Origin of the sequence: Sphingobacterium sp. UBA865 (genome assembly GCF_002295765.1) — a bacterium.
Taxonomy (GTDB): domain Bacteria; phylum Bacteroidota; class Bacteroidia; order Sphingobacteriales; family Sphingobacteriaceae; genus Sphingobacterium; species Sphingobacterium multivorum.
Map to the genome: position 1 here is coordinate 1 of NZ_DBGB01000005.1, position 13,885 is coordinate 13,885.

11 protein-coding genes and 1 tRNA gene are annotated in these 13,885 nt (G+C 41.2%); 6 read left to right on the forward strand and 6 right to left on the reverse strand.

The annotated features are described in order from the left end of the window. Window positions 1-120: 120 nt before the first annotated feature. From B2O97_RS01950 to B2O97_RS01965, 4 genes are all read right to left on the reverse strand, one after another. Window positions 121-193 (reverse strand) — tRNA-Lys (locus tag B2O97_RS01950). Window positions 194-335: 142 nt separating this feature from the next. Further along, window positions 336-614 carry a lipopolysaccharide assembly protein LapA domain-containing protein gene (locus B2O97_RS01955; RefSeq protein ID WP_286766846.1) on the reverse strand — a complete coding sequence of 93 codons (279 nt, stop codon included), beginning with the start codon at window positions 612-614 and terminating at the stop codon, window positions 336-338. Between the two features lie 55 nt (window positions 615-669). Beyond that, on the reverse strand, window positions 670-3,420 hold the full coding sequence (locus B2O97_RS01960; RefSeq protein WP_286766847.1) for a heavy metal translocating P-type ATPase: 2,751 nt from the start codon (window positions 3,418-3,420) through the stop codon (window positions 670-672). Window positions 3,421-3,677: 257 nt separating this feature from the next. Next, window positions 3,678-3,911 carry a hypothetical protein gene (locus B2O97_RS01965; RefSeq protein WP_286766848.1) on the reverse strand — a complete coding sequence of 78 codons (234 nt, stop codon included), beginning with the start codon at window positions 3,909-3,911 and terminating at the stop codon, window positions 3,678-3,680. Window positions 3,912-4,180: 269 nt separating this feature from the next. Between B2O97_RS01965 and fbp the strand changes: the two genes are divergently transcribed. Then, window positions 4,181-5,191 carry a class 1 fructose-bisphosphatase gene (gene fbp, locus B2O97_RS01970; RefSeq protein WP_075992033.1) on the forward strand — a complete coding sequence of 337 codons (1,011 nt, stop codon included), beginning with the start codon at window positions 4,181-4,183 and terminating at the stop codon, window positions 5,189-5,191. A gap of 114 nt (window positions 5,192-5,305) precedes the next feature. Continuing rightward, window positions 5,306-6,754: a L,D-transpeptidase family protein gene (locus B2O97_RS01975; protein ID WP_286766849.1), complete on the forward strand. Its 1,449-nt coding sequence runs from the start codon at window positions 5,306-5,308 to the stop codon at window positions 6,752-6,754. A gap of 41 nt (window positions 6,755-6,795) precedes the next feature. Here B2O97_RS01975 and B2O97_RS01980 read toward each other — a convergent pair whose 3' ends face one another. After that, window positions 6,796-8,328 carry a DUF3943 domain-containing protein gene (locus tag B2O97_RS01980; protein ID WP_286766850.1) on the reverse strand — a complete coding sequence of 511 codons (1,533 nt, stop codon included), beginning with the start codon at window positions 8,326-8,328 and terminating at the stop codon, window positions 6,796-6,798. Between the two features lie 101 nt (window positions 8,329-8,429). Here B2O97_RS01980 and B2O97_RS01985 point away from each other — a divergent pair, with 101 nt between their 5' ends. After that, window positions 8,430-9,962 (forward strand): SulP family inorganic anion transporter, encoded by a 1,533-nt coding sequence (locus B2O97_RS01985; RefSeq protein ID WP_182332664.1) that lies wholly within the window; start codon window positions 8,430-8,432, stop codon window positions 9,960-9,962. On the opposite strand, the gene B2O97_RS01990 is transcribed toward B2O97_RS01985, so the two are convergent. Next, complete coding sequence (locus B2O97_RS01990) at window positions 9,946-10,554, reverse strand: methyltransferase domain-containing protein (protein ID WP_286766851.1); 609 nt, start codon at window positions 10,552-10,554, stop codon at window positions 9,946-9,948. The genes B2O97_RS01985 and B2O97_RS01990 overlap by 17 nt on opposite strands. A 403-nt stretch (window positions 10,555-10,957) precedes the next feature. Between B2O97_RS01990 and B2O97_RS01995 the strand changes: the two genes are divergently transcribed. The 3 genes from B2O97_RS01995 (at window position 10,958) to B2O97_RS02005 (ending at window position 13,759) form a co-directional block, all read left to right on the forward strand. Next, entirely contained in the window at window positions 10,958-11,266 is a 309-nt protein-coding gene (locus B2O97_RS01995) for a hypothetical protein (protein WP_286766852.1), read from the forward strand. A gap of 251 nt (window positions 11,267-11,517) precedes the next feature. Then, window positions 11,518-12,789 (forward strand): glucose-1-phosphate adenylyltransferase, encoded by a 1,272-nt coding sequence (locus B2O97_RS02000; RefSeq protein ID WP_145327434.1) that lies wholly within the window; start codon window positions 11,518-11,520, stop codon window positions 12,787-12,789. A 193-nt stretch (window positions 12,790-12,982) separates the two neighbouring features. Then, window positions 12,983-13,759 (forward strand): phosphatase PAP2 family protein, encoded by a 777-nt coding sequence (locus B2O97_RS02005; protein ID WP_145327433.1) that lies wholly within the window; start codon window positions 12,983-12,985, stop codon window positions 13,757-13,759. Window positions 13,760-13,885: the final 126 nt, after the last annotated feature.

A 13,885-nucleotide genomic window follows, 5' to 3' on the forward strand; every position in this document is an offset into this window, starting at 1 on the left:
CCCCAAGAATTCAGCTTGATCCGAATTCAGCTTGATCCTTCAGCTTGATCCCGACCCTTCTTTCGAATCCTAATAGTCTTAAAACAAGAAAAGCTAATCTTTCGATTAGCTTTTCTTTTGTGATCCCGCTGGGATTCGAACCCAGGACCCATACATTAAAAGTGTATTGCTCTACCAGCTGAGCTACGGAATCTTACTTCTTTGTTTTTGAACTACCGTTCCTTGTTTGAAGTGATGCAAAGATAGGGTTAATCCCTATTCCACGCAAGTATTTGTGCGATAAAAATGCGCTAAGGCCGTTTAGGGCTTCATTTTTAGTGATTTATTTTTTTTGTTTAGGATAGAAATTCCCGGTCTTCATCCGATAATTGGGACTTTCTGTCGCTGTTTTCTTCTTCCGATTCGTCTATTTCTTCCTCTTCATACGCCCGCTGTTTCTTTTTTCCGATTTTCAATAGGGATACAAATACAATTCCTGCAATAAAAAAGACCAATAATAGCTTCCATAGTGCCACTTGTGATTCCCCGAGAAAATTGAGCTGCACCGATTGCGGATTTTTGACACACACAACTGTGATGATAACCGTTATCAAGATTAAAAAGATATTACGCATGTTACTGTAAACTATATGTCGTTATTCTAACAGCGAATATAGGGAATATCTGTTTTTAATCGATATCGATCTTTGCACGATTTAAGCGTAAAGAATTCAAGATAACCGAAACGGAGCTGAAACTCATTGCAGCGGCAGCAATCATCGGGGACAGGAGAATTCCGAAAGAAGGATATAGAAGTCCGGCAGCCAATGGAATCCCGAGTATATTATAGACGAAAGCAAAACCCAGGTTCTCCTTAATATTACGGAGTAGTTTTTGGCTCAGTACCTTTGCTTTGGCTATTCCGATAAGGTCTCCTTTCAGCAAAGTGAGTGAAGCGCTTTGTATGGCAACATCGGTCCCTGTGCCTATGGCAATGCCGATATCGGCTTGAGCAAGGGCAGGGGCATCATTGATACCATCACCAGCCATAGCCACCACATGTCCTTTTTGCTGTAACGCATGAATTTCCTGCAATTTATCTTTGGGCAAGGCATTGGCTTTGAAATGCTTGATGCCAACTTGATCCGCCACAGCCCTTGCCGTATGGATATTATCTCCCGTCAGCATAACGACATCGACTTTATGCTGTATAAGATATTGGATTGCACGCTTCGAAGAGGCTTTTATTTGATCTGAAATACTAAAATACCCCAATAAGCTACTGTCTTTTGCAAGGAAGGATACCGTCTTTCCATGGGATTGAGCAGTTTCGGCCATCTGCTTCATATCATGAGGAATTGTTATGCCGATAGACTCCATCAACAATTGATTGCCCAGTGCTATGCTATGTCCAGCTATATTTCCCTTGATTCCTTGCCCGGCAACATTTTCAAAATCGGAAACTGCAAGGTCCGTTTTACTATTTTCCTTTTTTGCCCTTTCAATAATAGCATGACCTAATGGATGTGTGCTATTGGCGTTTAAAGCGGCAGCCAAAGATAATATCTCGTCTTTGCTGCTGGAAGAGTTTGGCTGAATATCATCAACGGTGGGTTTTCCTTCGGTGATGGTACCTGTTTTGTCTGTTAGAACCACATCCACTTGGTTCATTTTTTCCAGCGCACTTGCATCTTTGATCAGGATCCCATGTTTGGCCCCTTTGCCGACACCCACCATGACAGACATCGGTGTAGCGAGTCCCAAGGCACAGGGGCAGGCGACAATAAGTACGGCAAGTGCATTGGCAAAGCCGAATGCTAAGGAAGCGGAAGGAACCCAAAGCCACCAGGTAAGAAATGTCAAAATTGCAATAATGATGACAATCGGGACAAATATCTCGGATACTTTATCCGTTAATCGTTGAATGGGTGCCTTGCTTCTGCTCGCATCATTGACGAGTTGAATGATCTGAGCCAGTAGTGTGTCCGAACCGATACGCTCTGCTTTCATGAGGAAACTGCGGTCGCCATTGATTGTTCCTGAACTGACATGATCTCCTGTTTGCTTTTCTACGGGAATAGGTTCACCCGTCAGCATGGATTCATCAATGTTACTGTTGCCATCCGTAATCTGTCCGTCAACGGGGATTTTGTCCCCGGGTTTTACTTTGAGTATATCTCCGAGTTGAATTTGATCTATGCCGATCTTTTTATCTATTCCATTTTCCACGCGCGTAGCTTCGGAAGGGCTCAGCTTGATCAGCTCTTTGATTGCCGAATTGGTTTTGGAATGTGCTTTGGCCTCCATCACCTGGCCTAATAATACCAAAGTCAATATGACGGTAACGGATTCGAAGTAAAGTGCAATGTAGCCATGGTGATTTTTTAATTCAGCAGGGAATACCTGCGGAAAAAATAGGCCAACCAAACTATAGACAAACGCAGCTCCAGCACCAAGTGCAATCAGGCTAAACATATTAAGGCGCCAGGTTTTGAAAGATACCCAGCCCCGTTGAAAAAAAGACCAACAGGTATAAAAAACAACCGGCAGGGATAAAGCCAGCTGAACCCAACCAGACCAACTCGGCGAAATGATTTTACCTATTGGATTACCGGGAAGCATTTCACCCATGGAAAGTATAAAGATCGGGACCGTAAATAGGATAGAGACCCATAATTTCATGCGTAGATCACGATATGTGTGATCGTCGGCCTCATCATTCCCATTGGCAATAGGCACAAGGTCCATACCGCATATAGGGCAATTTCCAGGATGATCTTGTACAATCTCAGGATGCATAGGACAGGTATATTGAAGATCTGTCTTTAACATGGGTACCTTTTCCAGATTCATGCCGCATACCGGACAGTTTCCGGGTTCATTATAGCGTTTGTCTCCCTCACAATGCATCGGACAATAGTATTGATCAGCAGACGTATGACCATGTGCTTTGTCAGGTGTAGATATTGTCTGTGATTGATGTACCGTGGCATTTGACTGAGCGGAATGATTGTGTTGCTGTTCGTGTTGGATATGCAAGGTCGCTGCATGCTCAGTATGCAGCTTATTTTTAATTGCTGTTTCTGCATCGAGCTTCACCAAATGCATACCACAAATCGGACAATTTCCTGGCTGGCTGTACGTTTTTTCACCTTCGCAATGCATGGGGCAGCCATATCTCTCCGAAGCTTGTGCTACAATGTGTTGATCGGACTGTAGATCACCCTGATGCTTATGTATTTCGCTGAGTTGATAAGGACCTAATTTTGATATTATTTCCTGTAATTGCTGTAACGGAATATGTTTCTGGGATGTTACTGTCATGCTTGGCGGGTTTAAAGTTACCTCGGCATGAACCCCAGGAAGCTCATTCAATGCATGTTCGATTGTGGTTCTACATCCATCACAGGACATTCCCGAAAGTGTATAGTGGTGTTGCATAGCGTTGTCTTTGTTGCCTAAAGTTAAACGTTATATCGAGGTGATTTTTACACTTTTACCGGGTTTTCTTGTAAAATTTCCCGTTGATAATATGTGCTTCCGGTTTGCTCTCATTTTCTAGGTCGAACCAGCGTTATAGTCTTCCGGAAACGAAATATGGTGTAAAAAAAACAGCGAAACTACGCTATGTTAAACACAACCGAACTATGTTTTGTTTGCTCTGGGGATAGGTATGGGATAGGGGAATTTCCCTTTGATTAAGCCAGTAGCATTACTTGGGGATGTTTTATCAATGTATTGATGGTTACTTGTTCTTTCAGAACTGCTTCGTGAAAAGGCGCCGGGACCATCAATTTAAATGTTTTTCGGGCGGTTTTTACTAGGAAAAGAGCACCGTGAATCACTTGCTTATCGTCGATGATCAACGTGTGCTGTGTTGCCGGCTGATTGCCTAATTTTTCCTTTTCGATGAGTTGTATTAGTTGTTGCATTGTATCAGAATATTTAGCCAAAATTACCAAATACTTAGCATTTATTGTTTTTTTTCTAATCGTTGCTATTTGAAATTTATCCACTGCTTTCAACCTTTTATTATTTTTTTAATAGCTAATAATCGTTTTAGCAAAGAAGAGTTTTCAAAACATAGCGCAATCGATTGCGTATTTAGTCTGCTAAAATGCTAAATATGAGAAGGATGTATTTGCTAAAGTTTGTTTAACTTTTTTAGCTTTGTGCAACAAATATCCAATAAAACAACATTATGAGTGGTATAACTACACTAGGTCAATTTATCATTGAAAAACAGGCCGATTTTCCGTATGCTAAAGGGGAGCTTTCTAGACTACTGCGCGATATTGGAATCGCAGCAAAAATTGTAAATAGAGAGGTTAATAAAGCGGGATTGGTTGATATTTTAGGCGATGCAGGCCAGGTCAATGTGCAGGGCGAGGGACAAAAGAAACTGGATGTTTATGCCGATGAGCAGTTTATCAAAGCGCTTCAAAGTGGGGGAGAATGCTGTGTAGTTGCCTCAGAGGAACATGAAAATCCAGTGTATATCCAATCCGGGGTTTCCAAAAATGCGAAATATATTGTGTGTATTGACCCGCTGGATGGCTCAAGCAATATCGATGTTAACGTATCTGTGGGGACGATTTTTTCCATTTATCGACGAATTTCTGATACGGGTGTTTCTTGTAATAGCAATGATATTTTACAGCATGGAACGAAACAGGTCGCTGCAGGTTATGTAATCTATGGTAGTTCAACCATGTTGGTGTACACAACGGGAAAGGGCGTAAACGGATTCACATTGGATCCTTCGATCGGCGAGTTTTGTTTATCCCATCCTGATATGAAAATTCCGGCTTCGGGTCAAATTTATTCGATTAACGAAGGAAATTATTCCAAATTTCCAAACGGCGTTAAGCAATATATCAAATATTGCCAAATGGAGGACAGTGCAACGCAACGCCCCTATGCATCGCGGTATATCGGCTCAATGGTCGCCGATATACACCGCAATCTCCTCAAAGGGGGCATCTTTCTTTATCCAACGACTTCTGCGCACCCTAATGGTAAGCTAAGATTGATGTATGAGTGCAATCCAATTGCCTTCATCATTGAGCAGGCAGGGGGTAAAGCTTCGAATGGATCTCAGCGTATACTAGATATTGAGCCAAAAACTTTGCACCAGCGATCAGCAGCTTTTTTGGGTAATACCGATATGGTGGAATTGCTGGAAGATTTCCTGGAAAAATACAGTGATTGATTCTGTAGTGATTCAATGACAGGTAAGATTCTTTAGACAATAAGAATTATTTATCTTTGTCCTCAGAAAATGGCTTCATTATTGCGAAGCCATTTCTTTTTCACGATTTGTAATATGTTACGATTTTTAGTTTTTATTTCATTTGTTTCAGTAGTATTTTTTTCTTGTAAAGATAATCCTCCGACTTATGGCGATGTGTTGGCGAAAGAGTTTGAAAATAAGTCCTATAAGGATTTTGACACAGCAGCTTATGTAAAAGTCTTCCGTGAAGTGTATGGCAAGGAAAAACCTCAATTGGTTAATCCGAGCTGGATGAAGGAATTATCGGATTCTACTGAAGGGATGACTTTAATTGCCGAACACCTTTTTGACGGTAGTATCGACACCATGTTAACGTACTTTGAACGAAGCGATGCGCATGGTATTCGAACTAGTTATTTCCATACGGCTGCGATTAAGGAAACATTATCTTCGCTTCGAAAACTGAAAACCAAAGATGTTGCTGAAGTTTATCCCTTATTGGCCAAACTTGACTTATTGAGTACTGATGGGCTGGTGGCTTATATTAGCAGCATAAAATATGGTGTGGTCAACCCCAAACGCCTTTATGGACGATATTTCGTTCCTCAAAAGCGTATGAGCTATGGCAAAGTTGTACAAATGCTGGATAGTGTAAAAATTGGAACTGTGTTGACCGATATCCAACCTAAAAATCAGTATTACACCAGGTTTCAGGATCTATTGGAAAACGGGAACCTAAACAGTGCACAACGAAGCCAGGTGTTAATGGTATTGGAAAAATTGCGCTGGATGGGAGATGCTTTTCCGGAGAAATATGTATTTGTGAACATACCTGAACAACGGTTACATATTATGGAAGAAGGGAAGACAAGTCAACTGATGAATGTGTGTGTAGGTGAAACTGATAATCCCGCCTATACGCGGAAAGGTGAGAATCACGAGACGCCTGTCATGCAAGGGGTGTTGGATGCCATGCAAGTAAATCCTGTATGGAATATTCCAAGCAGTATTGTCAAGAAAGAGTTATTGTCAAGCGTTCGAAATAATCCAAACTATCTGGCTTCGCGTAATATGGTAGCCTACTACAAAGGTAAACAAGTGGACCCTGCAACGGTCAACTGGAATTCGGATTCTGTGGAGAATTTTCGTTTTAAACAAAATCCTGGTTCGGATAATTCATTGGGGAATGTGAAGTTTTTGTTTGAGAACCCCTATTCCATTTATCTGCACGATACGCCTGCAAAACAAATGTTTGGGCAGAGCAATCGCGCAGTGAGCCATGGTTGTGTGCGTGTTGAAAAACCCGTTGATTTGGCGTCTTACCTTGTCAATAATGAAAAACAGGCCGAAAAAATTGCAAAAGAAATTACGACAGATTCGATCTCAAAATCACGTTGGGTAACACTTAAACGGCAGATGCCAGTTTATATCACCTATTATACAACCTGGTTGGATGACGAAGGGAAACTTGTTACGTATCCGGATATATATGGTTATGATCCGCGTTTGAAGGAAGCGTTAAAGAAATATTGGGCAAATTAATCAAAAAGGCTTAACTCATTTAGTTAAGCCTTTTTTTATAGCTAGTATTCAGAGTTGTAGGCTAGTGCTATCCGGACAAAAGGATAGTCTTTGTTGACATTGTTATGGTCTTGATAATGACCTTCCAATCTAAAGTAACCGGAGTAAAGGTTGACACCAAAATTTTTCCAGATACGCATTGAAGCACTCGTGGATACCGCGTGTAGAAAATGGTGGGATTTGTTGCCACTGATTGTGACAAAATATCCGCCACGATAATCTACACCAAATTTAAAGCGGTTTAATGTGCTCAATGTGGCTGAAGCCCTAACATCGGCCCCGGGGCCATAATCGTATGTACGGCTTTCACCAAAATGGAGATAAGGATCGGGTACAGCGGCCAATACCACTGGACCACCACCAAGGATGGTTGTCAGCTTGGTACGGCTACCAATATTGAAGTTTGAAAAAACATTGTAATTGATGCTCTGTGATCCGTAATAAAAAGCTTCATTGCGTAGAAAGTCGAAATGCGCAGACACAATACCACGGTGACGTCCCGTTAAATTGGATAAAATACGGTTACCGTATAACGAGGCATACACATTGACCGCATTGACGATGGAACTATCATCTGATCCAAGTTCCAAATTGAGAAAGAAGTCATCAAAGGGTTTCTTTTTGTCTAGATCATCGTTGGTGTAAATCAGTTTGATACGCGCATAGATATCATTCTTTCCTTTATTCAAGATATCATGTTCCTTGGCATCAAACCGTCTTAGCCCCAATTCAACTTCGGTGTGTACTAAAGAACTGTCGACCACCGCACCTTTTACCTTATCTCCCCAGCGCCCGTCGAGCAGACGGTTGAGCCCGTTTATCGGATTGATCAGCATGGCCAATAGTTCTTTTTTATTACGTTGTCCTTTGGTCAGACTCGGGCGCGAAAGAATATGATGCGATAGTCTATGGGTCATTTCACCTAAAATAGTACCACCAAAACTTGTGTTGATGATATCATTGATGGATGGTGGTTCTGTTTCACCTGCAGTTTCCCAGATATAGCTACCAGCTACGGTTGCTGCTGTCGATTGTAGAAAACTGTAGTTGTTGGATCGGAACGAATTAAAATAAAACTGACCGTGATAAGGATGCGCTATTTGATTTGTTGCAAAGAGATTGTCGTCCCAGGTCCAGGCAGACAGTTTTAAATGGCTAAAGAAGTTTTTAAAGGAAATATGCGAAACAGGATCTTTTCGAATGAAGTAATTAACCGAAGCAGGAATAGCTTGGATGGAAAACCACTCAATTCCCGCCCTTAAGAAGTTCTTCTTTTGGTAATCGAATAGACTGTCTGTTTGTTTTACGTTGATAAGATGATTGTTCCAATGTCGTGGTTGCCCATCGTGGTACATGGGATATTTTTCGACAGGTTTCGCTCGAAATAGGCTATCTGAAGTCATTAAGGATTCTCTAGCTGGTAGGAATGCAGCCTTACTAGGCCCTATACTCCCGAGCTGGACAAGCAACAAAAAGATACATATTAAGAGACTATAATGACGTTGGTTAATGCGTTGTTTGATCGAAATGAACATACTGTTTTGCGATAAAATTTGTAAAGAATAACAAATATAGGGGAAAAGTGTTTGTGTGATTAGTACCTTTGCGGCAATTATCCTGTTCTAGTAATTCAAAAATGAACAATACCTTTGAAATATTCAATATAAAATCGATTAATCTTAAGAATGAGTTGTTTGCAGGATTAACGGTCGCAATGACAATGATTCCGGAATCACTCTCATTTGCAATTTTAGCCGGGCTACCACCCTTGACCGGACTTTACGCAGCATTTTTAATGGGTTTGATCACTTCCGTTTTGGGAGGTAGGCCAGGGATGGTATCTGGAGGTGCTGGCGCAACAGTGGTTGTATTGATGGCCCTGGCGGCAAGTCACGGTATTGATTACCTGTTTGCTGCGGTCGTCTTGGCGGGGCTCCTGCAATTTTTAGTCGGGCTTTTTAAATGGGGGAAATTTGTGCGCTTGATTCCACAGCCTGTTATGTACGGTTTTTTAAACGGACTGGCCATTATCATTTTTATGGCTCAAGTAGTCCAATTTAAGGTGAATACCGGGCAGGGGGCGGAGTGGATGTCGGGAAGTACCTTATACATCATGGGGGGATTGACTCTGCTGACGATGTTGATTGTGATTGGATTTCCGCGGATAACGAAGGCTGTTCCAGCCTCTTTAATCGCTATTTTGGTTGTATTTGGCCTGGTTTCTCTTTTAGGTATTGATACCAAAAAAGTAGTAGATATTGCCTCTGTTAGTGGGACATTGCCACATCTACATTTACCTAATGTACCCCTGAGCTGGGAAACATTGCAACTGATTTTTCCGTATTCTTTGGTGATGGCTGGAGTAGGGTTGGTGGAGTCGCTTTTGACACTGAACATGGTGGACGAAATAACGGCGAGTAAAGGAAATGCAAACCGCGAATCCATGGCACAGGGGATAGCCAATACAATCAATGGATTTTTTGGGGGAATGGGTGGATGTGCCATGGTTGCTCAAACACTGGTCAATTTAAATGCTGGTGCACGCACGCGGCTTTCTTCTTTTATTGGAGCGATGACCATCTTAGTGATTATTTTGGTAGGTGCTCCTTTTATTGAGCAGATACCCATGGCCGCGTTGGTCGGTGTGATGATGATGGTAGCCATTGGAACCTTCCAATGGGTGAGCCTACGGATTGTGAATAAATTTCCCAAATCAGATATTTTCGTTGGGATTATTGTCGCCGGAATTACCGTGGTTTTACATAATTTGGCACTTGCGGTGCTTATTGGTGTAGTGGTATCCGCACTTGTATTTGCCTGGGATAATGCGAAGCGCATTCGGGCAAGAAAATATTTGGATGCCGAGGGCATCAAGCATTATGAAATCTATGGCCCTCTTTTCTTTGGTTCGACAGCTAATTTTTTGGATAAATTTGATGTTTTGGAAGATCCCGAGCGCGTGATTTTAGATTTTAAGGAAAGTCGTGTGGTGGATATGTCCGCCGTGGATGCACTCAACAAAATTACCGAACGCTACGCTGCACAAGGGAAAAAAATCGAATTGTGGCACCTCAGTGAAGATTGTCGCTCTTTGTTAAAAAATGCTGCGGGCATTGTGAAGGTCAATATCATGGAAGATCCAACCTATCGGGTCATGCCGGGCAAGTAGACTCTTTTTTGCGCAGCTCAAAAAAAAGTTCATTTCCCTGTCTTTGGGGAATACTGTTGGTTGAATCTGTCAGCTGTAAAATGTCAAATTGCGATGCGAATAATTGTTGATATTCCGTTTGATCTCCACCGAAAGGTGGTCCTTGTTGCGCAAAATCCCGTTTGAACAATAAACCCGTCAGAATACCCTGCTGCTTGAGCAAAGTATGCATTTGTTGTACGTAGCTGGGGCGTAATGAAGGATCCAGTGCACAAAAAAATGTTTGCTCAATTATATAGTCGTACTGACCCAGGTGCTGGAAAAAATCTTGACATAAAATTTGGATCTGAGGGCTATTGGCAAACTCCTTTCTTACCTTCGCAACAAGGGTCGGAGCGATATCAAGTAAGGTAATTTGATGGAACCCCATGTCAAGTAGAGCCTTTGCTTCATAAGCATTTCCACAACCGGGAATTAGAATAGAGGCATCTTTCGCAATAGACTCCGCTGCATAGTTGATAATAGCAGGAGAGGCATAACCAATATCCCAGCCTGTTGCTTTGTTCTTATAACGTTCATCCCAATAGTTTCCATCCAATAGTGAAGAATTCATAGCTGTTTTGTTCTATATGCTTTAGCAATTTACATAAATATTAGGTTAATAGGGTGCTTCTCTTTGCTGAAAATTGCTTTTAGCTACCCGCTCGGAAGTTGATTTTATTTAGTTGATTTGGACTATTGTGGTCAAAGTTCGATTGGCAAGATGTCGTATTGGAGAGAAATCTTGAAATTCACTTGTATTCCATACGATATTAAAATTTATAGCGTTCAATTACTCTAGTAGGGATAATCCCCTCATGTTTTTAGATGAATTATATTAAAGTAGTTTTATTTATTGTTTTATTTCTAATTGTTGGTCTTGCCTACGCTAATCAAGATTGGAATGGTTTGGAGAGCGCGCATCACTATATCGGTTATTTGTTGTTATCACTCTATATTCGGGCTCAACACTGTTTATGTATAAACCTCTTAAAGGGGATCGAAAACTAAAACGACATTTTTTTATTCGATTTTCTGTAGTCTGTATCGCCTTTCTGCTACTTCTTGTCCCATATTTGATTCTTAAACAACAAAATGATGCTTTGGGGGCTGGATATTTACTCTATTTTATGACCGTCAGTCTTGCAGCACCGTTGTCCATTTATGCCTTTATTGAGATACTATGGTTATTTACCCAAAAGAAATATCCGCAAATAGGTGTTAACCTATTACTTGTTGGCTATATCTACTGCCTTTTTTTATTCAGTGGTCTATTTGGATATTAAACCTATGGGAGACACGGACTTGTCATCATCGCCTTTTAATCGGTTAAAATTAAGCATGTTTCTGCTCGTTTTTCTAGAATTACTTTTTTGTGAAAAGAATCATTGATTAAAATTGTTGTTTGCTTCTTATCCGGAAAATTGCTAATTTAATAAGGATTCTTAAACCTGAATTTAAAGAATCTCGAGACTAAACCTGATCAGGTCCTTGTTCTTGAAGATAACAATTTTATAACCAATTAATGGATTGAGGTATGATACACAAAGTAGTTTCCCTTGTATTGGGAGGAGGTCGAGGGTCGCGCCTTTTCCCATTGACACAGCAACGGTCGAAACCAGCGGTTCCAATAGCTGGAAAATATCGTTTGGTCGATATTCCGATTTCGAACTGTTTGAATTCTGGCTATAATAAGATCTTCGTACTGACGCAGTTCAATTCAGCCTCTTTGAACACACACATCAAAAATTCTTACAATTTCAGCATTTTCAGTAAGGGCTTTGTTGACATCTTGGCTGCTGAGCAGACCAATGAGGGCGATCGTTGGTTTGAGGGTACGGCTGATGCCGTTAGGCGAACGCAGAAACATCTCCTGAATGTAGATTACGACTACATTCTTGTCTTGTCTGGTGATCAGTTATACCAAATGGATTATTCGAAGCTGATTGACTTCCATGTTGAAAATGGGGGGGATGTTACCATTGCGACTATACCAGTCAATGGTAAGGATGCTACAGGATTTGGTATTTTAAAAGCGAATGAAGCAAATGAAATTACCGCTTTTGTTGAAAAGCCCGATAAGGATGAAGTATTAAATTGGACCTCAGAGGTCTCCGAGGTTTTGCATAAGCAGGGAAGACATTATCTGGCATCCATGGGGATTTATGTTTTCTCAAAAAACATCTTGCGCAACCTTTTAATTGCCAACCCCGGGATGGATTTTGGCAAGGAAATTATACCGGATGCCATTGAAGCACTTCGCGTGTTAAGTTATCAATTTGATGGTTATTGGACCGATATCGGAACCATCAAATCCTTTTTTGATGCCAATATCGGATTAACGGATGACATTCCGGATTTCAACCTGTTTAATGAAACCGTGTATACACGTGCGCGGATGCTTCCACCTTCGAAAATTTCGGGGACAACCTTGAATAATACGGTAATTGCCGATGGATGTATTTTAAATGGAGATAAACTGGAGAGGTCTGTTATTGGGATACGTTCCCGTATTGGTGAAGGGACGGTTATTAAATCGACCTACATGATGGGAACAGATTACTATGAGCAATTGGAAGAAGTATTGGAATTGGGAAATACACAAAAGCCACCACCGGTAGGCGTGGGTAAACGTTGTTATATTGAAAATGCTATTTTGGATAAGAACTGCCGTATTGGAGATGACGTTCGTATCATTGGTGGACCGGGCTTGAATGATGGCGATTTTGATACGCATATGATCTGTGACGGCATCGTTGTTGTGAAAAAAGATGCTATCATTGCCAATGGTGTTACGATAGGATTTTGATCATTTATATATGTTGAAGCGAAAGTCCGCCGTCTATTTAAAAGCTAAAACAGCGGACTTTCGTTACTTTTCCTTTGTTTAATGATAAAATGGAGATTGATGCCCAATATTGCCGTGCTGTATGGATTAATACTGTCAAAGAGGTAGTTTATAAATATTATCTTTGCGCATTATAAAATTTTTTAAGGCTAAAATGATCGATTACTGGAAACAGATTGTTTTTTATTGGCTACTGGTTTTACTTTTTGTAATGCCGGTTACCTCATTTGCGCAGATCTTGTCGGAACAACCTTCGGATTCGAGCAGCAGATCTCATTTTTTTAAGAAAATTCCTTACAAAGAACTGGCTGTTCCTGTAGGATTGATCACCTATGGTATCGTTGCCAAAGGGAATCCCTTTTTAAAAGGGATAGATGAAGACATTAGAGACGGCGTTTCGAGAAGGAACAATCAAAAAATTAAGTTGGACGATTTCACACGTTTTGCTGGAACTGCCGGAGTTTTTGTGCTGGATGCGGTCGGGGTACCTGCGAAACATAACCTTAAACAACGCCTGTTCACAACGGCGGTTTCCAATATTATCATGACTTCAACCGTGAGAATTATGAAATCTACTATACCTGTTTGGCGACCCGATAGTTCAGCGAACAATTCCTTTCCTTCAGGGCATGCTGCCACTGCATTTGTTGGTGCGGAATTACTTTGGCAGGAATACAGACAGGAGTCAATTTGGTACGGAATAGCGGGGTATGCTGTTGCCGCGGGTACCGGTTATCTGCGGATGCACAATGATAAGCACTGGTTCTCGGATATCGCTATGGGAGCTGGGGTCGGGATCTTAAGTACTAAAATCGCCTATTGGTTGCTACCGCTGGTAGACAGTCGATTGCAGAATTCAAAAAAGAGTTATGTGGTATTACCAACCTATAATGGACGGCAATTTTGCCTAAATGCCAGCTTACAGTTTTAGGCTCTTTTTTTTAAGTCCCATTCGGAGCCTCTACATTGATCGTACTCGGCTCGCCTGAAAATAAAATTTCCTAGATATTATTCGTACAGGGATATAAATCCACTTTAAATCCCTGTGTTCACTACC